General features: G+C 44.1%; 20 protein-coding genes and 1 pseudogene. 15 read left to right on the forward strand and 6 right to left on the reverse strand.

Annotated features, from left to right (window positions below; translation table 11 throughout):
• Positions 1 to 6: 6 nt before the first annotated feature.
• A complete protein-coding gene (locus JQC93_RS02415; protein WP_205156863.1) occupies positions 7 to 414 on the reverse strand; it encodes an FKBP-type peptidyl-prolyl cis-trans isomerase N-terminal domain-containing protein in 408 nt (135 codons plus the stop codon).
• A 375-nt stretch (positions 415 to 789) separates the two neighbouring features.
• Here JQC93_RS02415 and JQC93_RS02420 point away from each other — a divergent pair, with 375 nt between their 5' ends.
• A complete protein-coding gene (locus JQC93_RS02420; protein WP_236009250.1) occupies positions 790 to 1,533 on the forward strand; it encodes a hypothetical protein in 744 nt (247 codons plus the stop codon).
• A 408-nt stretch (positions 1,534 to 1,941) separates the two neighbouring features.
• A complete protein-coding gene (locus JQC93_RS02425) occupies positions 1,942 to 3,651 on the forward strand; it encodes a sulfatase-like hydrolase/transferase (protein WP_205156864.1) in 1,710 nt (569 codons plus the stop codon).
• Between the two features lie 131 nt (positions 3,652 to 3,782).
• On the opposite strand, the gene JQC93_RS02430 is transcribed toward JQC93_RS02425, so the two are convergent.
• Positions 3,783 to 4,523, reverse strand: coding sequence for a sulfite exporter TauE/SafE family protein (locus JQC93_RS02430; protein WP_205156865.1), 741 nt, complete (start codon positions 4,521 to 4,523; stop codon positions 3,783 to 3,785).
• A gap of 383 nt (positions 4,524 to 4,906) precedes the next feature.
• On the opposite strand from JQC93_RS02430, the gene hpfG reads away from it, so the two are divergent.
• The 11 genes from hpfG to JQC93_RS20360 all read left to right on the forward strand — a co-directional run bounded on the left by hpfG (position 4,907) and on the right by JQC93_RS20360 (position 17,594).
• On the forward strand, positions 4,907 to 7,438 hold the full coding sequence (hpfG, locus tag JQC93_RS02435) for a (2S)-3-sulfopropanediol dehydratase (protein WP_205156866.1): 2,532 nt from the start codon (positions 4,907 to 4,909) through the stop codon (positions 7,436 to 7,438).
• A gap of 200 nt (positions 7,439 to 7,638) precedes the next feature.
• Positions 7,639 to 8,592: a (2S)-3-sulfopropanediol dehydratase activating enzyme gene (gene hpfH / locus JQC93_RS02440; protein WP_205156867.1), complete on the forward strand. Its 954-nt coding sequence runs from the start codon at positions 7,639 to 7,641 to the stop codon at positions 8,590 to 8,592.
• Between the two features lie 258 nt (positions 8,593 to 8,850).
• Complete coding sequence (locus JQC93_RS02445) at positions 8,851 to 9,675, forward strand: GNAT family N-acetyltransferase (protein ID WP_205156868.1); 825 nt, start codon at positions 8,851 to 8,853, stop codon at positions 9,673 to 9,675.
• Positions 9,676 to 9,779: 104 nt separating this feature from the next.
• A complete protein-coding gene (locus JQC93_RS02450) occupies positions 9,780 to 10,631 on the forward strand; it encodes a helix-turn-helix domain-containing protein (RefSeq protein ID WP_205156869.1) in 852 nt (283 codons plus the stop codon).
• A 77-nt stretch (positions 10,632 to 10,708) separates the two neighbouring features.
• Positions 10,709 to 11,146 carry an N-acetyltransferase gene (locus tag JQC93_RS02455; RefSeq protein ID WP_205156870.1) on the forward strand — a complete coding sequence of 146 codons (438 nt, stop codon included), beginning with the start codon at positions 10,709 to 10,711 and terminating at the stop codon, positions 11,144 to 11,146.
• A 487-nt stretch (positions 11,147 to 11,633) separates the two neighbouring features.
• On the forward strand, positions 11,634 to 13,121 hold the full coding sequence (locus tag JQC93_RS02460; RefSeq protein WP_205156871.1) for a DUF1254 domain-containing protein: 1,488 nt from the start codon (positions 11,634 to 11,636) through the stop codon (positions 13,119 to 13,121).
• Between the two features lie 98 nt (positions 13,122 to 13,219).
• A complete protein-coding gene (locus tag JQC93_RS02465; RefSeq protein WP_205156872.1) occupies positions 13,220 to 14,158 on the forward strand; it encodes a LysR family transcriptional regulator in 939 nt (312 codons plus the stop codon).
• 124 nt (positions 14,159 to 14,282) lie between these two features.
• Positions 14,283 to 14,999, forward strand: a complete 717-nt coding sequence (locus tag JQC93_RS02470; protein WP_205156873.1) for a class I SAM-dependent DNA methyltransferase — start codon at positions 14,283 to 14,285, stop codon at positions 14,997 to 14,999.
• Between the two features lie 507 nt (positions 15,000 to 15,506).
• Positions 15,507 to 16,922: a tryptophanase gene (tnaA, locus tag JQC93_RS02475; protein ID WP_205156874.1), complete on the forward strand. Its 1,416-nt coding sequence runs from the start codon at positions 15,507 to 15,509 to the stop codon at positions 16,920 to 16,922.
• 232 nt (positions 16,923 to 17,154) lie between these two features.
• Positions 17,155 to 17,412 (forward strand): hypothetical protein, encoded by a 258-nt coding sequence (locus JQC93_RS02480; RefSeq protein WP_205156875.1) that lies wholly within the window; start codon positions 17,155 to 17,157, stop codon positions 17,410 to 17,412.
• Between the two features lie 59 nt (positions 17,413 to 17,471).
• Positions 17,472 to 17,594: a hypothetical protein gene (locus tag JQC93_RS20360; RefSeq protein ID WP_268980137.1), complete on the forward strand. Its 123-nt coding sequence runs from the start codon at positions 17,472 to 17,474 to the stop codon at positions 17,592 to 17,594.
• A gap of 57 nt (positions 17,595 to 17,651) precedes the next feature.
• Here JQC93_RS20360 and JQC93_RS02485 read toward each other — a convergent pair whose 3' ends face one another.
• A complete protein-coding gene (locus JQC93_RS02485) occupies positions 17,652 to 18,386 on the reverse strand; it encodes a helix-turn-helix transcriptional regulator (protein ID WP_205156876.1) in 735 nt (244 codons plus the stop codon).
• 134 nt (positions 18,387 to 18,520) lie between these two features.
• Here JQC93_RS02485 and JQC93_RS02490 point away from each other — a divergent pair, with 134 nt between their 5' ends.
• Positions 18,521 to 19,453, forward strand: coding sequence for an alpha/beta fold hydrolase (locus JQC93_RS02490; protein WP_205156877.1), 933 nt, complete (start codon positions 18,521 to 18,523; stop codon positions 19,451 to 19,453).
• A gap of 259 nt (positions 19,454 to 19,712) precedes the next feature.
• Here JQC93_RS02490 and JQC93_RS02495 read toward each other — a convergent pair.
• The 3 genes and pseudogenes from JQC93_RS02495 to JQC93_RS02505 all read right to left on the reverse strand — a co-directional run.
• Positions 19,713 to 20,036, reverse strand: a pseudogene (locus JQC93_RS02495) (PTS fructose transporter subunit IIC); the annotation flags it as partial.
• Between the two features lie 82 nt (positions 20,037 to 20,118).
• Complete coding sequence (locus tag JQC93_RS02500; RefSeq protein ID WP_205156878.1) at positions 20,119 to 20,709, reverse strand: hypothetical protein; 591 nt, start codon at positions 20,707 to 20,709, stop codon at positions 20,119 to 20,121.
• A gap of 1,147 nt (positions 20,710 to 21,856) precedes the next feature.
• The gene (locus JQC93_RS02505) at positions 21,857 to 22,927 is read right to left on the reverse strand and encodes a linear amide C-N hydrolase (protein ID WP_205156879.1); all 1,071 of its coding nucleotides are present in this window, start codon (positions 22,925 to 22,927) and stop codon (positions 21,857 to 21,859) included.
• A gap of 197 nt (positions 22,928 to 23,124) precedes the next feature.
• On the opposite strand from JQC93_RS02505, the gene JQC93_RS02510 reads away from it, so the two are divergent.
• Positions 23,125 to 24,012: a LysR family transcriptional regulator gene (locus tag JQC93_RS02510; protein ID WP_205156880.1), complete on the forward strand. Its 888-nt coding sequence runs from the start codon at positions 23,125 to 23,127 to the stop codon at positions 24,010 to 24,012.
• The last annotated feature ends 254 nt before the right edge of the window (positions 24,013 to 24,266 follow it).

The raw sequence follows: 24,266 nt of genomic DNA on the forward strand, positions 1-24,266 counted from the left end.
GGGCTATTAGCCTTGTTGATCACTCGCGGTGCTGTTGCTTAGCTCTTTGCGAGCGGCCGCTTGCGCCATATCTTCTTGTAGCGCCTCTAAAATCTCGGTGGCAGCAGCAGGAGTGATTTGTGAAGTGCGCTTAAAGGCGTCTTCAATGCCCTGCAACACAAAATCAGGATCCAGTTCGATGCCTAGTTGCTGTGGGTGCTCTAAGTTCTGTGATAAGCGAGAGGCGAAGGTTGAACCCAGTGCGTAGGCTTGCTGCTCAAGGCGGTTGGAAGGTACCAGTATCGAGTCAGCCTCTTTATTTTCTACTATCGCTGTGGCGTCGGATTTATTATTTGCCTGAACATCGTCGCCTTGGCATCCAATAAGTAAAAGTGCAGAAGCGGTTATAAGAAATGCCTTAATTGTGTCGGCCATGGTTATCTCCAATTACTCGTTCGTTTGTGCCAAGAAGCATTAATTTCGGTCACTATAAATGAATAGATAATTGAGGTGAATAGGTTATTTCTTGCTCGCAGGTAATTGAACGAAAATCAAAGAAAAACACTTTAGCAAATGAAAATAATGAAGATTAAAATCATTTATTATCAATGATTTGTGCGCACTTTGTTAATTCATAAATGAGGGTGAGGTGATACATTAAGTTGACCGTATTGATCGTGGTGTCGTTTCTCATTGACTATTTAAATACGCTAGGGGAGGTATGTAAGTCGGTTGCTATAGATAATGGATTTCAATTCAACACTAGTGCATTCCCCTGAATAAATCTGTTTTAAACACCGAGAATGAACTGTGAATAAATCTACTATCGCTTTAGCAAGCTTAATAGTCTTTGTGCCTATTATTTCCCATGCTGATGTTGCCAATACGCAAGAGACCGAACTGGCAGACATGTCGGATCCGTTAGCGGTTTATAATCGTGCGGGAGCAGGTGTGACCAATAACGGAATTAACCTTAAGTTTGGCATAGAATATGCGACCCCAGACTCCAATAACCAAGCTATGCATGTGCTCGAAATAAAGGGAATAGCGGGTGAAGCGCTTGGGTGGAGTGACCATGACACCCGAGACGATTCAATAGACTCCATTCGCTACCGCAATTTCCAACTTGATAAGCAAAAAAATCGCGGTACTCAAATCGATATGGATTGGGACTTCGACAGTGATATGGGCAGCGCCTCTTACAGTTTTTTACAAGGAACGCCTAAATACGGCGCGTTTCAATTTTATCCTTTAGCTGGTGCAGGTTTTACGGTGTCGGATGAGAAAGAGGATGGCATCGGCATTCCTGGCGGCTTTGCCTTGGTGGGGGTGTATACCAAAGTGACGCTTACCGATACCATCTGGCTAAACTACAACCCAATGTATAAAGCAGGTGTCGGTGGGCAGCTCAGTGATTGGAGCCAGCTGGATCATGAAATTACCGCCTCCTATCGACTCAACCCGCGCCAAAATGTTCGCTTTTACGCCAATTGGGATAATGAGACTGACTTTAAGAAAGGCGACTTTAAACTCGAGTTTAATCATCAATTCTAATCATCTGTAAAAGTACATCTTTAGCCTAACATGGCCACGATTGATCGCATCTAACCGATCAAACGTGGCCATTTTTTGTGTTTAACCTAAATACTAATGAATAAACCCACTGTATTTGGCGTAAAACATAATTGAAAGTGAGGTTTCAAAGCAACTTAGCCTAATTGATTGAAATTGGCCATCGGTAGAAGATAGGCCTCGCACGGAATGCAGTCCTACTCATACAGAGATGGACAAAGCAGTCAGCAATACAGTGGGTTCTTTTCCTTAGGATAGGCACTAGGAACTCATTGGCCGAGTGGTCTCACTGCGGCACCTGACAAAACCATTAACCTATTTGTTATGCATCATGACGGGCGATTCAGTATTACGGCTCGACGACAAACGCATAACTAAAGAGGCGATACTGTGTTAAAACTCAATAAATCTATCGTAGCGGCATCCATCGCTACAGCGACCCTTGGTGCATCAGCGGTTCACGCTAATGAAATCATCCATGATGCTGAGCACTACATCTTACACGCACAAAGCGGCGAACGTTGGGCTGTTGAAGACAAAGATCTCGACGCAAAATTGGCCGAACTTGAAGCACGCTTTGGCACTAAGCCAAACATCATCCACTACATGTGGGATGACACACCAATTGGTGATGTAGGTATTCCAGAAATTCAAAAGGTACGTGGCTACGAAACGCCTGTACTAAACCAAATGGCGCGCGACGGTGCTAACTTCATGCGTATGTACACCGAGCCTTCGTGTACGCCAACTCGCGCCGCAGCGCTAACGGGTCGTTATGCGGTTCGTAATGGTATGTATACAGTTGGTTTCCCATACGAGTATGGCGGTCTACCTCGCTCAGAAGTGACCATCGCTGAGATCCTTAGCGAAGCGGGCTACAAAACGGCATTCCACGGCAAAGCTCACCAAGGTGATACCGAAGGCGGTAACATGAATGAGCAAGGCTTTGACGAAGCGTTCTGGACGCCATACAACCAAGTTCCGAGCCTGTATAACGCTCGTGGACAGCACGGCGCACTAGCGAAAGGCGTATTGCTTCCAGAAATGTTCCCTGAAGACCCATACGACATGGATCCAAACTGGCGACCAAACGGCTTTGTATACGCGTTAGAAGGTAACAAAAATGGTCCAGTAACAGAGTGGGGCGAGCCTACGGAAGATTTCTACTACAACATCGACCGTGAAGCGACCGATCGTACAATAGACTTCATTGAGCGCAGTGTTGAAGAAGGCAAGCCATTTTATGTGGCACATTGGCCAACTATGGCATCGTTCCTAAACATCCATCCATCGGATGAGTTCCGCACCACCAATGGTTCTATCTTGGCAGAAGGCTTAACTCGCATCGATGAAATGCTTGGCGAAATCCAAGAAAAAGTGGTTGAGCTAGGTATTGAAGAAAACACCCTGATCATCGCTATGGCAGATAATGGCCCTATGGTGTCTGGTGGTCCAGTTGGCATGAACGAAACTCTCTACACGGGTGGTAAAGGTATGTACACAGAAGGCGCGGTTCGCGTTCCTATGTTTGCTACTTGGCCTGGAATGATTGAAGAAGGTTCAGTACCGGGTGATATTCTGCACGTAACAGACTTGTTCACTACATTCGCACGCTTAGGCGGAGCAATGGACCACGTACCTACAGACCGTATTATCGACGGTGTTGACCAAACGTCCCTATTTATCAATGGTGATACTTACAGTCGTCGTGACTACGTTTACATCTACACAGGTGATGAGCTAGGTGCGATTGTTAAAGGCCGCTACAAGCACCATGTTGCTGGCGCACAAAAAGGTCTATCTGGTGCAGAGTACTACGACCTGTATGCGGATCCACGTGAGCGCGTTGGTATGATGCTACCAATGTTCCCTGCTAAAGGTATGTTCACTACTATGAAGACGCGTCACCTTATGATGATCGACGCCTTCCCGAATATTGAACAAGAGCGTGCAATGCCGTTCCTAACGGTTGAGAACCCACGTGAAGAAGTCGAGCGTGCAAGTCAGCTCCGTGTTGATGAAGAGACGTTCCCAATTGATATTCGTGAGCACCTTAAGAACGTGAAAGGCTACGAGAACATCCAAGAAGAGTGGAACTAATCTTAGCTGACACTGGAATTAAGCCCTAAATAGAAAGCCCTCACAGTCTTACTGTGAGGGCTTTTTTCTGTTTATCAGTCCAAATTATGCGTGGGCTTTACCATATACGCCATTCGCTATGACACAAATAATCAAAAACTAACATTTTTGAACACAAGCGCGATACCCATGAACAGTAGGAAGCCATGAACGATCTTGTGGTAGTCAATTTTGTATTTCTGCATAAAGTGATACGCAATCATACCGCCTGCCAGTCCCACAATAAATGCAGGCATTGCAGACATCACATAGTCGAGCACTTCTGCAGTAATTAACCCCTCATTGTAAAACCCAATGTTGGCACCGATCATTTGTAACATGAAGAAAAACGCGAGCGTTGATTTAATTTCGTCAGCTGACCATGGCTGCATAGAGGTGTAAGCAATAACCGGTGGACCTGATTCACCAACACTAGCGCCCAGTAACCCCGAAGTAAACCCTGCACCCACAGTAACTGGGACAGATGTTTTTTGAAACAAAGGCTTAGTAGAGCGAAGTGAGTGAATGCTAGAAGCAATCAACACCAAGCCCATAGTGATCAAAATGTAATGAGAAGGAAGACTTGCCAGCAACTTCGCACCCATAAAAGAGGCGGGAATTGAGCCTGCAAATAGAATTAAGCCGACTTTTCGCTGAATGGAGTGACGCATTTTCCATACGATTGGGAAGGTTACAATCCAGCCAAATATACCTGCGATAGGCACAGCTGTTTGCGCACCAACTAACAGTGAGAGTAAAGGTACCGACACCAACGCCGAGCCAAACCCGGTGAGACCTTGGGTAAATCCGGCCAATGCGATGATCATCGAAATGAGTATAAGGGTTGTATCCATCTTCCGTCCTAAAAAGCGCTGAGTTGCCCTGTAAATTTATGGACACTATAGGCTTCATACAGTTAATTACCATTACACGTGTCACATTGTGTCAATTTTTGTTGATTTACTTTCGCATTGTGACATTTCTCCCAGACGCAATTCAACGGCTCTATATAATGGGCTTAACAATACAAAGCCCTAACTGCACCCAACGGGTTGTAGACAAAAAATACAATAACGAGTCGACCTTAACGTGGGCTTGTTGAGTGAGACGTTAAGCGATTTAAAGACCCCAATGGGCTACCAAAGAAGCACCATGATAGTAAGGGGAGTGCGGTTGAACTGCCGCACTGAAGCGCGTCCACATATCGAATTAGATTGAATATTTTAAGAGGAAAACAATGGACAATTTTCAGGTGGAACAGGATGCTTTACTCCAAAGCAACTCGGGTACGCACACATTAGCGCGTGGTGTAGAGGCGTTTGATAAGGTGTATGGCTTGGGCTATGAAGTGGGCCATGAGGATTGGTCACCCTATCCACGAGTCAATACTCTGAGGCAGACTTTCCTTGATAGACCTTATGAAATTGATGTCGAACGACTTCGCCTAGTGACTCAAGCCTATAAGGATAACGAGGCCACGCCTCGCATTTTGCAATGTGCGTATGCATTTGAAAACGTACTACTAAACAGCACGTTACACATCTATGAGCATGACCTTATTTTGGGTGAGATTGCCGCACCTGCCAAAGCCTCTCCGATTTATCCCGAGTTTTCCGTAGATTGGATTATTGACGAGATTTTGCATTCGCCGTTTGAAGAGCGTTCTAACGATCAGTTCTACATTCGCAACGATCAAGATCGCGCCGAAATCTTGGAGCTGTGTGAGTACTGGAAAGGCAAAAGCGCCAACGAAATCATTACCGCCCATTTGGATGACGACCAGAAGAAAGGCTCGCACATGGGCGAGAAAGTGTTCCAAACCAACAATTATCACTTTGCGGGAATTGGTCATTTTGCCATGGACTTCAACAAGCTCATGACACTGGGCTACGACGGAGTATTACAGCAGGCTAAGAGCGCATTCGAAAAGTTATCTAAGCAAGATCCCGAATTTAGTGATAAGCGAGACTATTACAAAGCCACCATCATTTCGTTGGAAGCGGCGAAAAAGTACATCGCTCGCTACGCAAAGTTTGCCAATGAACTGGCCAGCACTGAAATAGACAGCAAGCGCAAACAAGAATTGCAGACTATGTCAGCCAACTGCGCTCAAATTGCAGGAGGCGCTCCGCAAAACTTTTGGCAAGCGGTTCAATTGTTTAACTTTGCTGTGACGCTTACTCAAATTGAAGGTAATGGCCATTCAATTTCGTACGGTCGTATGGATCAGTGGTTGTTCCCATTTTACGAAAAAGACGTGAAAGAGCGTGCTGTGTCGAAAGACTTCATTCTTGAGCTGATTGAAGTGCTTTACGTCAAAATGAATAACCCAACCAAACTTAAAGACAAAGGCACAGTAAAAGTGCGTAACGGCCGCGGTTTTGGCGGCGAGAGCTTAACCATTGGTGGGGTTGACGCACACGGCGATGATGCGACTAATGATCTCACAATGCTGATGTTAGAAGCGTCTGTGCATACTCGAATGATGAACCCTTGGGTGTGTGTGCGCTTACACGAAAATACGCCTTATGAGCTTAAAATCAAAACCATTGAGTGCATTCGCGCAGGCTACGGTCATCCTAAGTTATTCAATGACGGCCCTGCAATTAAAGCAATGTACAGCAAAGGCTTAAGTATTGAAGAGGCAAGAGATTACGCAGTCGTGGGTTGCGTAGAGCCAACGATTCCAGGTAAAGAGCATGGCTGGCTTGATGCAGGGTACGTGAATACGGCGAAAATGATGGAAATGGTGATCAATGGTGGGCGCATTCTTTCTGGACCTAACGCAGGCTTACAACTAGGGCCTGATACAGGAAGCCTAGAGACCTATACATCGTTTGAAGAAGTACTAGAAAGCGTTAACAAACAGTTTGCTTATTGGTGCGATCAGTTGTGTAGCTGTCTCAACGTGACCGACAAAGTGCACCGCATGATAAAACCGACCCCTTATATTTCTGCGTTTTTTGACGGCTGTATAGAGTCGGGTAAAGACATGACCTATGGCGGCGTTAAATATAACGGCACAGCGCCACAAGCGGCAGGCATTGCAACCTGTGCAGACTCATTAGCCAGCATCAAAAAACTGATGTTTGATGACAAGAAGTATTCAGGCAAACAGCTATTAGACGCCGTACGAGACAACTGGGAAGGGCATGAGAAACTGTATGCTTTGGTCAATAGCTCAAAGATCCCGCACTACGGCAACGATATAGACGAAGCAGACGAGCTGTTTACCTTTATGTTCGAATGTTTCTGTAAACACATCAAAGGTCGTAAAAACCCTCGCGGCGGTAAATTTAGTCCTGGAGTTTACACTGTAAACGCTAACGTAGGCATGGGGTTATACACCAACGCAACACTAGATGGCCGTAAAAACGCCGAGCCCATTTCAGACAACATGGGTCCGGTTCATACTGCCGGTGGCTCGCACGATATTTCGGGTCCAACAGCCATCGTAAACTCTGTCACCAAAGTGGATCACAGTTTAGCCACCAATGGTACGTTGCTTAACCTAAGGTTCCCTGAAGACGCAGTCTCTGGTGTTGAAGGCCGTGACATTTTAGTGAGCTTTGTCGATGAGTACATCGCTAAGCAAGGCATGCATGTTCAATTTAACATCATGAGTTCCGAGAAGATGAAAGCGGCGCAAAAGAATCCTGAGATGTATAGAGATATGTTGGTTCGAGTTGCGGGATACAGCGCCTACTTTGTAGAGCTGGGTAAGCCGCTGCAAGACGATTTGATTCAACGTACTGAGCTTAGGTTCTAAACTAAAGGTTCTAAACTTAAGATTCTAAGCTGCATAATTTATGTTGAAGGGTTTGAATTACAGCTGTTAAGCGTCTAATTCTTAGCGCTTTTTATGGCCTAAGAATTAGACCTTGTTATTAAACAACCCTATTGGGCATCGAGTTTGTTTCGGTAAGTTCATGCCCATTTCTCGCGTCGCGACTCACTTTGAGGTTTATTGTGTCAAACCAAGCAACGGTTCTTAACGTCCAAAGGTTCACTTTACACGATGGCCCTGGAATACGAACAGAGTTCTTTCTAAAAGGCTGCCCACTGCGCTGTGATTGGTGTGGCAACCCAGAAAGCTTCAATCGAAAAGCGGAAGTCGGTGTTTATCAAAACAAATGTCTCACCACAGATAAGTGCAGCGAATGTAGTGATGTGTGTGAGCAGCCAAATATGCTCATCTTTTCCGATGCAGCATTACAAAAGATCGATAGAAGTGCATGCACAAGCTGTTTAGGCTGCGCGCAAGAGTGCCCCTCAGAAGCGATTAAGCAGTGGGGAAGTGAGATGTCGATAGAGCAGTGCGTGGAAGTGACTAAAAAAGACCGCGGTTTTTACGAGCGCTCTGGCGGAGGAGTGACAGTATCTGGTGGAGAGCCACTGCTGCAAAGTGACTTTGTTTATGACTTATTCAAAGTGTGCCAAAAAGAAGGGATCCATACCTGTCTAGAGTCTAGTTTTTTCGCCCACTGGAGCAAAATTGACGCACTGCTTCCTGTTACCGATCTGTTTATTTCCGATATTAAGCTGATGGATTCAGCAAAACACAAAAAGCACACTGGTGTCGACAATCACAAGATACTCGACAACCTTAAACGACTTTCTACTACAGACAAACCGCTTATACTTCGCATCCCTGTGATCCCGTTCGTCAATGATGATCTTGGTAACGCAGAAGCGACCGCAGATTTTATTCTCAATGAAATGGGCGGTAGGGTAAGAACGCTGCAGCTTTTGAGTTTCATGCGTTTAGGCGAAGAAAAGTATGCTTCACTAGGCCTTGATTACCCGATGCGTAACTTAGAGTTTGATCGTATTGAGTTTCAAAACCGAGTGAATCAATTGGCCAAGTACTTTAACCAGCGAGGGATCCATTGTTTGGTGGGGACCAAAGAGAGTGCTGGATAAGCATTACTACCAGCTACCAAAGCCCTGTTAATATCCCACCTTATAGCCCGTGCAATGCCGTAATTAGGCAAATTGGTGCGTTTATGTATCTACCATAACGTCAGTTGTAACAGGTTAATCGCTGCTTTATGTTGTCGTTTTTGTTCAATCTTTCATTTCTAACATCTCCTACTATTCTCGGCACAGAAAGAGATAAGACATCTCAGACGAAGACCTCTTAATCAAAACCACGCTACCCAGATAGCCAGGAAAATAGCCATGTTAGAAATTAAACCAATCGAATCACTAAAAGAACTCGCAGAGCTAAAAACACAGTATTTTGAAGAATCTACAGCACCACTTGATGGTATGTGGCATTTTGGCTTTGTGCCGATGTCGAGTCACTTCGGGTTTTATGAAAATGATGCTCTCGTTGGCTATTGCTGCATTAACGGTGATGGCTACATGTTGCAATTCTATTTGTCACAAGACGCTGAGACGCAAGCTAAAGATCTGTTTACTTTGATTGCTGAGCAAAATAGTTCGGTGTTCGGTACCGTCAAAGGCGCCTTTGCCAGTACTGCCGAACCTCAATATCTATCTTTGTGCTTAGATAACGCATCGTCAGTGACCGTCAATGCGTTGATGTATCAGCAAATTACATCATCCATTTCTAGCGCTGCTGGGGATTTAGAGCTGACGCTTGCTAGTCACGAACAACTGGCTGATTTTGTAGCGTTTGCTGTTGAAAGTATTGGCGCTCCTGCAGAGTGGTTGTCGGGTTACTTTGGCAATTTGATAGGTCGGGGGGAGCTTTGGGGTTACTGGAGAGACGGTCGTCTTATCGCATCCGGTGAGTGTCGCTTGTTTGATGAACATCAGACTCAATATGCGGATCTAGGGATGATTGTCGCCGAGTCAGAGCGGGGGCTCGGTGTCGCCACTCGCGTATTAAGCAGGCTAATAACTATGGCTAATGAACGTGGTTTAACGCCTATGTGCTCGACAGAAAATGGTAACTTGGGCGCGCAAAAGGCTATTCAGCGCGCTGGCCTAAAGCCGCTAAACCGCTTAGTCCAAGTAGAGTTTGAGCAAAACAATTAGCATTTATTGTAAACGCTCTTACCTCTATTTGGTGAGGGCGAATTGGTGAAAGAGCGAACCTAGCTTATAGTGATGGTTGAAGCTAAGAATAGATTGAGAGTGATATGATCCAATGGCTTAAGCATTCAAGCAAACCTGAAGTCGCAAAGTACATTGAGTGCTATTGGCTGATTGAAAAAGAAGCTGACTCCGAGAGTTTTAACTTTCCAAAATTAAACCCGGATCCCTCGGCTCATCTGATTATTTCGCCTGACAATCAGAGCTATCATTATGATATGAATCCGAGTGCGATTGATGGTAAAGGAACGCATTGGCTCTTTCCACATCATCAAACGCTGCAACTCGACCATTCGAAACCTTTTGTCCACCTAGGTGTTAAGTTTCAGGTTGGTGCGCTCTATTCGTTTAAACACTTCGCAGAGCAGCAGCCAACGCTCGATTGTGTAGAGCAGGTCCAATTTAGTGAACTGTTTTCTGAGTTGATCACCGGGGAAAGCGTTAGCACTGCTGCGCTGATTAACCTGGCACGCTCTAACCCAAACAAGTGTTGCAATGAATTGGATCGGTTGTTCTTGCCTTGGGCGCTCAGCAGTCATGAGGATGCTCACAGCCAGATAACCCGAAAAGCGGTTCAAGCTGTTGAATCAACGCCCATTTCCGATATAGGCAAGCAGCTGTATTGCTCGCAACGAACATTAGAAAGAAGCTTTAACAGGGTGACGGGTTTGACGTTAAAGCAATGCCAGTCCATGAAAAAACTCGAGGCTATGCTTGAGTACCTGTATCAACGTGACTCTGCCGATATCGATTGGGTAGAGATCGCCTTTCAGTTTGGATTTAGCGATCAGCCTCACCTCATCCGCTACTTAAAGAAACAGATCGGCATTACGCCCAAGGTTTACGAAAAACAGCGCGGCCTAACCATAGATGTTTATGGTGGTGTTAGCTCTGTATAAATTGTCGGAAATGTTCAATTAAGAGCTTCAAGATTTCGCTATTGTTCACTCACTAACTTTTGAACTCGAGAATAATTATGATCCGAAAATTACGCACAGAAGACATAGATAACGCTGTGTCTATCTGGTTTGAGGCGTCGATTAAAGCCCACAACTTTATTTCTGAAGAATTCTGGTCTTCTCAAAAACAGAACATGCGCGAGCTGTACCTGCCTAATTGTGAATCGTGGGTATACGAATCGGAAGGAAAACTCATTGGCTTTGTCTCTTATTATGAAGGAAGCATACCGGCGATTTTTGTCGACCCAGATTGTCAATCGCGTGGGGTAGGCACACAACTGCTAAATCATGTGAAGAGCATGTATAACAAACTGACACTGACGGTTTATGTAGACAATGAAAACACCTATCGATTTTATCAACATCATGGTTTCATTGACTTGGATAAATGCATTTGTGACCACACGGGAAAACAACAAATGGAAATGTGTTGGGAAAATGCTGAAGTTACCTAGCTACCCAGTTATTTAACGTAAAGTGTGACTTGGTGCTTATTGAGAGCGCTATTTGAATCTTTGAACGTGTTCCATTTACCATGAAATGATTGTTGTCATTGGTGACTCCCTAGATAACGGTAGTCTTTAAAAGTTCGAGCTTAGCAACGGCCAAAATACAGCTGATATAGGCTCGATCTTAACCTCCATTAATACGGTAATGCGGTACTACCTCGTACGCGTGACTTCATAAAGCGGCATTAAGTTGCGCTATTGCCTTTTTCATCACCTCAACGCCACTATCGCATATCCATCCATCACTGGATTAGAATCGTAATAGACACAACTTACCCACCTCTCTGAAGTCGTGACCATTATCCACAATTCGAATAATTGATTATGAGTACAAGTCGTTTCACACATTTAAAGCGATCCACTATATTGATTCCACACAGGGATACTCATTGTGAACAGGACGTCTCATAACACATTAAGAGAATTGTTAACTATGAAAAGAGCCATTATTGCTTCACTCATCACCCTTAGTATGACTTCATATGCGATCGCGCAGCCTAAGTACAGCGCTGAGGTGCCTAATAGCATTATCACCCCAAACTCGGTTTCGTCTGTCTATCTTGGCGAACTCAACTACGTTGATGGCGCGCCATCAGTTGAGACGCATGCTAAAGTGCAAGATTTTGTGCAAGTATCTAACGCTGTTCGAGTATTCCTATCCGGCATTCCTGTTGCGTCGATACAAGGCATGTTACTTGGGCACGAAAGTATCGGTATGGTACCAAACCAAACTATCGGCATTTCAGAGGACAACCTAGATGCAAATAGTTTATGGCTCACTGCAAATACCACAACGCCGTACATTACCTCTGAGATTGACGTAAAAAATGGTCCTGTGGTTCTTGAAATCTCAGCGCCTGTACTGGGGCTTCTTGACGATGCAGCGTTTAAGTTTGTAGACCGCATAGGTGTAACGCACCCAGAAAATGCAGCAAAGAAAGGCAAATATTTTATTCGTCACGCGTCTTGGGAAGGGGAAATTCCAGAAGGGTATATTGAAGTCGTCAGTGAAGGTTACCAGCACTGGTTGCTATTAAGGTTAGTAAGCTCGCCAGACACCATGAAACAGAACATAGAGACGCTTAAAGCGGGCACTAAACTCTACCCTTATGGGCAAGAAAATAAGACAGAGTTTAAGGATCTTTCTGGTATTGATTACAACACCATTCACGCGATGGATGCAGAGTTTTACGATGAGATTAACGCCCTGATTCAATATGAGCCTACGGCCATTTTTGACCCAGAATGGCTCTCCTTGGCAAAAGACATTGGCATAGAAAAAGGCAAAGAGTTTGCCCCTGACGAGCGTATGCAACTGATCCTTGCGGAAGCTGCAAAAATAGCGACTGCGGAGGCGCGCTCAACGTACTTTCATCCAAAACAAGAGATGTTTCGTTACAGCGACCGTCAGTGGTTTACGCCACTAGTTTCGGGTCATGAGTTTAAAGATAACAATGGCGTTATTGATGCCGACATGCGTGCCACGTTCCACTTTATGGCAACAGGTATCACACCTGACATGGTCACGAAAACGGTAGGACAAGGGTCGGATTACCTGCTAGCAACTCGTGATGCTAATGAAAACATACTAGATGGAAGTAAGCATTATACGGTGACGCTGCCACCTAACGCTCCGGTTGAAAAGTTCTGGTCGTTCATGATTTATGACAATCAAACTCGTTCGATGCTTGAGACGGATCAGAAGTCTGCGGGAATTGATGGTTTAAGCGAAGATATTCAAAAAAATGAAGATGGTTCGATCACAATCCACTTCTCTCCCCAAGCACCAAAAGGCCACGAAGGGAACTGGGTTCAAACCACCGAAGGGAAGGGCTTTAATATCATTTTCAGAATGTATTCGCCTACCGAAGCTTGGTTTGACAATTCTTGGAAGCCAAGTGACTTTATCGAAGTAAAATGATAGTTGTGGGGTAACTCTCTGAAAAAGCACTCTTATTTGAGTGCTTTTTTGTGTGTTAAGGTAAACTGAACACACGAGAATCTCAAAGAGTGCGTAGCATGGCCAATACAACCACCAATCAACTACATCGCGTTGACCTAAATTTACTGGTCGCTCTGGATTTTCTGCTTAAAGAGCTCAATGTTACCAATGCCGCGCAAGCAATGTTTGTTTCTCAATCGGCAATGAGTCGCAGCCTAAAACGCTTACGCGATACCTTCGATGATCCGCTTTTTGTTCGAACGGCAACCGGGCTTACGCCAACGGCTAAAGCTCTTGAACTTGGTGAAGAGCTGCACGATATTTTGCCAAAGCTCACTGCACTGTTTCAAAAAGATTCGTTCAATCCTTTACAGTGCAACAACACCTTTACTTTAGCGCTACCGAGCTTTCTAGGCAGTACTATGTTGCCAAATCTCGCGTTAGAGCTTTTTAGTGAGGCGCCTGACGTCAATCTTGTAGAGATGTCGGCAAAAACAAACCCTTATGATCTGCTCGATAAGGGTAAACTAGATTTCGCCATCTATTACTCTCATTCGTCTGAGCTAAAATACCGTACTACCAAAATTGCTAGTATCTATCCAGTGTTGTTTGTGAGAAGAGAGCACCCACTCGTTAATAGTCAGGCAAGCCTTAACGAAATTATGCAATACCCTGTCTTAGCGATGAATATTGAAGAAGATCATAAACAAGCGTTTAATACGCCATTGCAACGTATTTTTGCCTCGTTGCAAAGCGAGAAACGTCCCAAACTGCGAAGTACTCAAACTCAAGTGCTTATTGATATTGCCGCCAAATCGGAAGCTGTGATTTTTGGCCTCAATGCGCTGAGCACTATGCCAGGTTTTGTCGATGATTTTGTGGCCATTTATGACTTCAAAGACCAGCCGCAGTACCACGTAGAGCTATACTTAATTCAGCAGCAACGTACCTTTAACTCTGCGGCGCATCAATGGTTGGCCAACAAAATTTCGGCGTCGGCAAAATTGTATCTGTGATTGGCTCAACATCAGAAGGGGTCTGAGTCACACGCTTTTGCTGAAACTAAATACTTATCGAGATTGGGTTGAGTCCAATATAGAGTTGTCCACCCTGTAATCTTTTATGACATGAGCGAGAAAAATGCAATCTGACATGTATTCGACCTTTTCATCAGAGTATGACTTAGCCATACAAGATAATATTTACAATGCCCACTTAGAACGCCCAACTCTTCAGGCAATGTTGCCGCAGCTTAAAAACCTTAATGTCGTCGATCTTGGGTGCGGTTCGGGTGTTTACGCTCAATATCTTCTTGCGCAAGGGGCTAGTAAAGTGACATGCATTGACTACGCAGAAGAGATGGTTCAATTGGTTGCCAGAAAAGCGCAACAAGCTGGGGTGACAGATAGAGTCAATGCTTATGCACAGGACCTAGCTAAAGGGTTGCCAAACGAATCCACAGCAAGTGCTGATTTGATAATTGCCCCTCTCATGATCCACTATATAGAGAACCTAACCCCGCTTTTTACTGACGTGTACCGAGTTTTAAAGCCTGGCGGCTCATTTGTATTTTCTACTCATCACCCATTTGCTGATTTTGAGTATTCCCAGTCAGGAAACTACTTTGCGCGCGAGTTGGTGGAGCAAGAGTGGGACACCGTGGGTCAGCCCATTCAGGTTAAGTTCTATCGACGCTCCCTAACCGAGATAGCTAACGCACTAACACTAAATGGCTTAGCCATTACACAAATTTCAGAAGGTGAAGTAGATAAAAAAGTAGAACAGATGGATAAGAAAGCTTACGAATATCTTTCTAACAATCCAAACTTCATATTTATAAAATGTCGGAAAGAATAAATACTAAAAACTGAGACTATTTTAATTCATCTTTAGATCGTTTCTACTTCAAGATCCCCATCACATCTTAGTTTCTCGACTTACTAAGGTTCACATTTGTGGCTAAGAAGGTTTTACTTTCGTCGGCAAAACGACAATATTTAACGGTAGCTGTTGATGGTATCTGATACCTAACTAGAACAGCGCACATATAACTTAGATTGGTATTGCATGGATATGAATACACAAGTGAAAAACAAAAATGGATGGCGATCAAGCTCAACAGCTTGGTACACCCACGACTACACGTTATCAATCCTTTCTAAGCTCGACGCTTAATCCTCTTCAATTCGTCTGGGCCCTTGCCCAGAGCGCTTTCTTTTACACGATAGAATTTCCTAAAAGTGACGCCTAATGTTGCTATCGGTATTTGTCGTGATATTCAAATAAAAGCATTAGCAGATCACTCTAAAGATTTCATGTGAAGACGAGTGATGATCTGCTGATCGAGATTGATAGGACATTATCATGGAAAACTTTAAGCATTTACCTGAACCGTTTCGTATTCGTGTCGTAGAACCCGTAAAAACAACAACCAATGAATATCGTGAAAAAGCGATACTAGAGTCGGGCATGAACCCATTTTTGCTTGATAGCGAAGATGTGTTTATTGATCTGCTGACAGACAGTGGAACGGGGGCAGTAACCCAAGATATGCAAGCCGCAATGCTACGAGGCGATGAAGCCTATAGCGGAAGTCGTAGTTATCATGCGCTTGCGAATGCGGTAAAAGATATTTTTGGTTATGAGTTCACGATTCCTACGCACCAGGGACGCGGCGCCGAGCAAATCTACATACCGGTTTTGATCAGTATGCGTGAAAAAGAAAAAGGCTTAGAGCGAAGTAAAATGGTCGCTATTTCTAACTATTTTTTCGATACCACCCAAGGCCATACTCAGGTGAACTGCTGTAAAGCGAAGAATGCTTACATTGAAGATGCATTTGATACTAGTGTTAATGCAGACTTCAAAGGTAACTTTGATTTGGACAAGCTTGAATACGCAATTCAAGAAGCGGGTCCAAAGAACGTACCTTATATCGTGAGTACCATTACCTGTAACTCGGCTGGTGGTCAGCCCGTTTCTATTGCGAACTTAAAAGCGGTGTATGAAATTGCCCAGCGATACGACATCCCTGTGATTATGGACTCAGCACGCTTTGCAGAAAATGCGTACTTTATTCAGCAGCGTGAACCTGGCTATCAAGACTGGACGATAGAGGCGATTACGCGCGAAACCTACAAGTATGCTGATGGTCTGGCGATGTCTGCCAAAAAAGATGCCATGGTACAGATGGGCGGTTTATTGTGCTTTAAGAATGAAAAATTCTTAGACGCCTACAATGAATGTCGAACGCTTTGCGTTGTGCAAGAAGGCTTCCCAACGTACGGCGGTCTGGAAGGTGGCGCAATGGAGCGTCTAGCCGTAGGTCTTTATGACGGAATGCGACAAGAATGGTTGGCGTACCGAATTGCTCAGGTGAAGTATCTGGTTGATGGGCTTGATGAAATTGGTGTAGTTTGCCAACAGGCTGGTGGCCACGCCGCGTTTGTTGATGCAGGGAAGTTACTTCCTCATGTCCCCCCTCATCAGTTCCCAGCCCATGCACTAGCCTGTGAGCTGTATAAAGTCGCTGGAATTCGAGCTGTCGAGATTGGGTCATTGCTGCAAGGGCGAGATCCTGAAACCGGTAAGCAGTACCCATGCCCAGCGGAGTTATTGCGATTAACCATCCCTCGGGCTACCTACACGCAAAGTCACATGGACTTCATTATTGAAGCGTTTGAGAAGGTGAAAGAGCGAGCGGCTCAAGTTAAAGGTCTTGAGTTTGTTTACGAGCCACCTGTATTACGTCACTTCACTGCTAGGTTGAAAGAAGTCTAATATCCAAGCAAGGGAAGAACCACTTTACAAGGTGGTTCTTCATATTTTAACGGCTGTGTAGAGACATTCTGGGCTTCCTAAAGGTCGTTTTTCATCAAGGCGTTAATCCTTTTAATTTGCTTGCAAACCAATTATTGGCTTAGGGTCTATTTTAGTCACAGTTTGTGCTTATTTTTCTTTCTAAAAAGGTAGAAAAGTATATAGTGTTATTAAGGTTGAAGTGAGAATCGATATGCCGTTACAGAGAAAACAACCCAAAGTATCACTAAACATTAAGATTTCGTCAGACTTAGATTTTCGACTTAAACGAGCCAGAAAAGCGGCACGTGAACAGGGACAGATGTTCAACGTATCTCAAGAAGTTGAACAATTCCTTGAGAAAGAACTACAGGTAGTTGAGCGCCAGCTTTCCATAGATGAAGAGATCAAAAGTAACCTAGAAGAACTTGGTGGAATGAATATTGATAAGTTAATGAAATCAATGGATTAAGTTTTTGTTTTTCTTGCGATGATTTAAACAACTTACAAACCATAAACTTGGAGAGGATAATGGGAACAATAATTGGGCTTTTGATTTTAGCCGGAGTCGATGTACTCCTTAAGCGTAAAACAGGACTTCATTTGCATCAGTGGATTGCAAAAAAATACAGCGATCATCAGGATAACAAATAAGCCATTCTTTTAGGAATTACAGAGTCCACTGACAAGGATACTAATACAACATTCTTCCTACACCGACTTGTAGCCGTGAGCAAAATTTCGAACCGGAGACACTTGCTGATCAAAAGCAACATGGCGACGGAGAAAGGTCTCACCTTCAATCACTTCAGGGTCACTGATCCTATCCATTCTAAAATGTCTAAAATCTTGCCTTGATGGATCCCATGCCACCAAGTACCAAAGTGGAGGCAATATTAGCATTGCCTGAGGCTCAACCTGTCGCTGCGACTTCTTGCCATTTACATCTTGGTATCGAAACTTCAAAGGGCATTGATTTAAAAAGGCCGTTTCAAATTCTGGTAGTAGGGAAGTGTCTACAGCTCTCATATTAGAAAGGTTAACTTGCTGGGACAAAGTGCCAATATATAGGCAATCTAAAAGTCGTCGTAGGTCATTGAGCTTGTCGGAAGGTAGAGACTTCTCGATCTTAGCTAAAGCCGTGTCGGCAAGGGTGGTAAAGGGGACGCGACCCATAGCGTAGACGGTAGATACACTGATCACCAATGAAAATACTTCTGCGACAGAGAGTCGCACGGTTGTTTGTACTGACCTCTGGTCTAGCTGAAGACCTCCTCCACGACCGGGCTCAGAATGGATAACAAAGCCTTCATCGCGTAGTTTAGAGAGATCGCGCAATACGGTGCGTCGTGATATTCCCACCTCTTGGGTAAGCTCCGCAATGGTCGTTGTGCCTTTACGCCGGAGAAAACGGATAATTGAATCATGTCGTTGGCGAACAGTCATTGTTGGCTTTTAATCCTTTAAAGGTGCCACAATTTGACACCTTTAAAGGATATAACAGGGTTTCACTAGTCGGCAAAGTTTATTTGGATGGATTTGCCGCTACTTTAGAATTTAAAAACCCTCGGAGTCCTCCTATGTTTGAACAACACCAATTCCCAAGCGCGAAGATGATCCCTGTAAATGATGTGATACTAGAAGTGTTTGAAGCGGGCGAGAAAAACTATGGCAACCCCATTGTGCTGTGTCACGGTTGGCCTGAAGTTGCCTACGCTTGGCGACACCAAATTCAGCCGCTAGTGGAAGCAGGTTATCATGTCATTGTGCCCAACCAACGCGGTTTTGGGCAGTCCTCATGTCCAACTGACGTCGAAGCGTACGACATTGAACATCTAACCGGAGATTTAACCGCGCTTTTGGCTCATTACGGGTACAAAGACGCTATTTTCGTTGGCCACGATTGGGGTGCGATGGTGGTTTGGGGTCTTGCGCTGCTGCATCCCAGTAGTGTGAGCAAGATAATCAATCTAAGTTTGCCTTATCAAGAGCGTGGAGATAGGCCTTGGATAGATGTCATGGAGCAGTTTTTGGGTGAAGAGTACTATTTTGTCCATTTCAACAAACAGCCCGGCGTTGCTGACGCGATACTAGAGAGTAATACAGAGCAATTTTTCAATAATTTATATAGAACAGTCTCACAAGACAGTGCGCCTGAGCCGGGCATGATGATGATTAATCTAGCCAAATCTGAGCAACCTAAAGGGCTCCCTATTATGAGTGACAGTGAACGAAAGGTGTATGTTACTTCATTCGAGTCGTCTGGGTTTACTGCAAGCATCAACTGGTACAGAAACCTCAACAGAAATTGGCACCTTTTAGCTAATGTGGATCCTATTGTTCATCATCCAACCCTTATGATTTACGGCGAGAAAGATGTCATTCCAAGATCGGACAGCCTTCCAAGCTTCGTGCCTAACGTGGACATTGTGAGCATAGATTGTGGTCATTGGATCCAGCAAGAGAAGCCAGATGATACCAATCGCTGCATTTTGGAGTGGCTAAAAAAGTAACTTTGATGGATTAAGGTTGAGCCGACAGAGGAATGCTCTAGAGAGCCATTCGCTGAAGCACTTAGAGGCGACGCCCTTAGTTAATAAAAAAGCGCACTCACCATCTTTGTTGGCTCGTACGCTTTTATTTTCTAGTCTATGTCTGTCGTTCGCTTGCTTTAAAATCCCACTAACAAGATGAAAACGCAGACCTTTAAACGCCTACTTACCCGCATATGGGTAAGTAGGGTAAGGATATTTAAGGTAACTGTTTTAATCGCTAGTTGGTAACACTTTGTAGAGAGCCTTCCGCTTTCTCAGCACGAAGCTTTTTCAAGCTGAGGCAGACTAGGGCAGTCACTACCGTACCTGCAGCCATACACAATAGTGCCAAGAACGGTTTGTTCATCGCACCCAGTAAAGCAACGACTGGACCACCGTGAGCAACGCTATTGGTAATGCCGAACGAGAATGCTAACACTGCTGTTACCATTGAGCCGACGACGTTTGCCGGAATAACGGAGAGTGGATCTTGAGCCGCAAATGGAATGGCCCCTTCTGATATACCCACCAGCCCCATTGCGCCTGCTGCTTTACCAGCTTCAAATCATTTGTGGTTGATTCGTATAGTAATGTTGTCCGAAATTGTAGGGCTGTCGGTTAAGTGAATTACAGGTAGGAGCGTTCTATTCTAGAATCAATGCTTTTACTTGAGCCTCCAACTGAAATAGATGGTTTGCGGCTTCCATGTATTGCGGATAATCACTGAATTTTTGTTGGTAATCAGGTGTCATTTTACCTATTTCATCTGCAAGCATCAGTTGCCAGTAGGTCTTAGTGGTTCTTAGCATCGCCAGCAGAGGTTTAAATACCTCTTTTTCATAGGCTAAGAATAAGCAGTCTAAGACTTCTTCCCGCTCGTCTTCACTTTGAATAGTCGCTTTTAAAGCTGTCGTCGCTTTGAGGTAGTGGCTATTACCCTGCAATGCAGTCATTACAGGGACATTTTTTTTGGCCATTTCGATTAACTCTACCTCAACACTTTCTAGCCAAGCGTGTTGTGTGAGCTCATTGCTATCAAGAGTATCGAATTGAAGGCGAATCTTTTTCTCGAGCTTTATCTGTGAACTCATCACAACCTTACGCACTTGTTGGAAAGGTAGTTGATAGGTTTTACACAGCTCAAGAATCAGCTCATGAAAACCGTTTTTTGGGAAATGCATATTGGCTTTAAATGTTGCAATGGCTTGTTCTTGCTGAGGAGTTAACTCACTCATTATTTATTGTCCTTTACGGTGATGCGCTGTTGCATTTTGACTGATTTAGCAGGCAATGAAAATGTATAGTCAAAACTTTTAGAATAAACCTCACCTTAAGCAGCATACTCATAGGACGAATACCAAACGGAGTCAGGTCTGATTAGGCTGACGAGCATAGTGCTTTAATCAAGTATTGTCTCTAGCCGGCTTGAGAACATTAGTTTAACTGATGTTTAAAGCTGCAAGCTACATCAACTCTAGCATTTCAAAGTACTTTCGAGCTAACGCGTTCAGTGAATGCTTGACCGCTACCTACCACAATAAGGTAATGGATTCGTTCGTGACCAGGTTTGAATTGATAATTTGGAAAGTTGATTTTGGATAACCAACAAAGGTACTGAGAAGAAGGGTATTCGCACGCAGCTATCATTATGGGTAAGTTGCTTTTTAATATAGATGCTACAGCGCAAGGTGTCGCGAAACAAAGAATGATTGAGTCGCTGGCTCACAAGCTTTCTGTCCACAGAAACGCCATAACAGATTGCTGCAAACCGCCTTTGCCCACAATGTTGTTATTCGTTCCAACGCTTAATTCCCATACCTGAAATTCGAACTGACTTCTCATTCCACTAGATATTCCTATGCGGATGTATTGTTTTATTAGCAATGACTTTTCTTAAGGCTAGACCGGCAGCTCGCGAAATCTAGATGAGAGGATCTGTTTTTGATCTGTTAAGAAGGCTTAAGAAGGTACAAAGATGCTTGCCCTCACCCCGTATTTAGAGTGAGGATAAGCTAGCTGCAGTAACTAATTGGAAAAAGTTGCTTCTGTGAATGTTGGTACTTGATCGTAGATGTCTTGTGCTGAGTATTCAATAGTATCAAAATCAATCTTATTTAAGTCAACTTTGCGGATGTCCGGGTTGTTCACTGTACGGTAGTAGTAATCATTGTTTTGGATGTCAACTACATTGCCCTAACCAATCATTTGAGAGCTAGGAGAAACCCATAACCAGTACATTGTGCTTGGTACAATTACTATAGCATTTAGGATGGTGATCCCTTGGTCAGTATTCGCAGTTTGGGGAACCATGCAAGTATAGTGCGACACTAAAAAGCTCGCGCAATGTACGCGAGCTATTTCAGTCTCTGGTATTAAGTCAAGTTACTTACACTCACCCCAAGTGATTTTTTCTCCAGCGCGTGCTTGTTGGAACATGTCTGCGCACATGGTCTTAGTGAATGCTTGCGTATCAGCGAAGTTGATGTCTAGCTGTGAACCGTTACCTTCGTTGTAGTAGGTTGTGTTACCTGTCTCTAAGTTGTAGATGAAGGTCTCCCATGTTGCGTAAGATGCACCGTTAGTCGGGTCAATCAATTCTTGTGGCACCTTGTTACCAAAATCGAATATACCTTTCATCTTGCCACGAGTATCTACCCAGTCAGCCTTGGGATCTAACTTGGCGTTCGCTGTAACGTGGTAACCACGTAGGTAGCGAGATGGAGAGCTGATGTCGCTCGGAAGGTCTTCTGCATTGTCTAGGTCAAAGTTTTCCGCATGAGCTAGAATGTCTTGACGTAAAGGCATGTTCGACATTACACGCAGATCACTGTCGATGTCACCGCGGTGTACACGCATTTCGCCACCTTCGTTCAACTGGAATAGGGCGATGTCGCCAGACTTATCTTGAACAGAAAAGTGGAAACCGTGTTGGTGACCACCGATACCGGTTTTCCACGCGGTTTGGAATTCACCTGCATTGAACGCTTTAACGGCTTCTTCAACGGTTGCGAACTGAGTTGCTAGGTAGTTTACGATTTGTGACATGTGTACTGCTGGAGTACCGTTGTCTGCTGCATCTTTTACGAATTCAACTGACGGGTTTTGGTAAAGTATAGACGCTGATAAACCCTTGTCGTTAATAGCTTCACCTGATGTGCCGTGGAATGTTTCTACTTCAACGTAATCAACAGTGTGGTGCTTTACCGTCCAAGAAGCAGCATTTTTGTACTCCGGTACATTGTAAGCTTCAACAGCAACACCCGCTGGGTATGCTTTTGCGATTGATTGTAATTCAGACCCACCCCAGTCGAAAGAACGTGCAACAGTGACACCGTGAGTTTCACCACCATCCATGATTAAACGTGAACATGCACTCGCTGTAGTTGCGACAGTTGCTAGTGATGCTGCTGCAATTGCAGCTACTACGAATTTATTTAGTTTAAAGTTTTTCATGTGGTTTATTCCTACAATAAGTTATTAAGTTGAGCGTGACATCGGGGCAATCGTATAAAGAGTTTTCTTAATCGCCTTGCCAGTTGATGTGTGCATTATGTAGGATTTGGATTGGAACCTTAACGTCCTCAAGGGCGGTAATACCCCTACCTTATGTTATATTGATATCAACGTATTTCGAATCGAAGGTAAACGAATTGGCTATTACACTGGAGCAACTGAACGCATTTGTAGAAACCGTGGACAAAGGGAGCTTCAAGCAAGCTAGTATTCGGTTAGGTAAACATAAGTCCACGGTCAGTGGGCTCATTGCTAACTTAGAAGCTGAATTGGGGATGGATCTGTTCATTCGTAAACCGCGCTCTTTAGAGATTACCCCTCAAGGTTCTGAAATCTATCGCTATGCCCAGTCTGTGATTCGAGAGTGTGATTTATTAGATGTGAAGGCGAACAGTTTATTAGAGGGCCTACCATCAAGATTCACTATTGCTGTAGACAATGACTTGATGGGGCCAGACATTGCTAATATCTGTTCAAAGATGGTCTCAGCGTTTCCCTCAATTGAACTCAAGATTATTGCCGTTGACACAATGCAGGTGCGAAGTCATGTTTTGAATGAACAGGCAGATATCGGCTTTGGTATAGCGTTGTTTAGCGGTCATCACGAATTGACTGTGGCCGATGGTTACTCGTTCAATGTGGTGTTTGCTGCATCACCACAGTTACATTGTCGAGAGAAGTTAGTCACTTTAGAAAAAGTAAGGGGAATGCTTCAGGTATCGGCACTTTTCATGAAGCAGATAGCTCGTGAAGATACCCATAATCTCAGCTCGCGAACAATTTACAGTAACAGCTTACGTAATTCCAATGAAGTGCTAAAGCATATCCAGGCTTGGGCGATGTTACCTGAGTTTATTTGCCGGGAAGATATTGAAACTGGCAGACTCGATAAAATGTATATATCACCTACGGCATCTGAACGGCCAAATCAGTGGTCTACTGAAATCAGTTGGCTAACAGCGAAGCCTCGAAATGCAGTGATGAACTATGTGATTGACGAGTTAGCTAAACTGCCTGATCGGTAAGCCTATAAAACATGAAAGGCTACTTAGTTTTCCTGCACCATTAGGAGCGTGCAGGCCACTGTTAGAATTTCCATTACACAGAGTGATCCGTTTTTTTACCATAATGATTATTCTAAGAATGTACTGTTCAATGTGCGTTACTTGATTCCATAACTCTATTTTTTAATTCCTAAAGCGTTTTAACCATTAACGACGCTGTTCTCTAAGCGATATTTTCACCAAAAAAGTACCTGTCACAAATTATTAACATCTAT

This window comes from Vibrio ulleungensis (genome assembly GCF_016900875.1).
In the GTDB taxonomy this organism is placed as follows: Bacteria; Pseudomonadota; Gammaproteobacteria; order Enterobacterales; family Vibrionaceae; genus Vibrio; species Vibrio ulleungensis.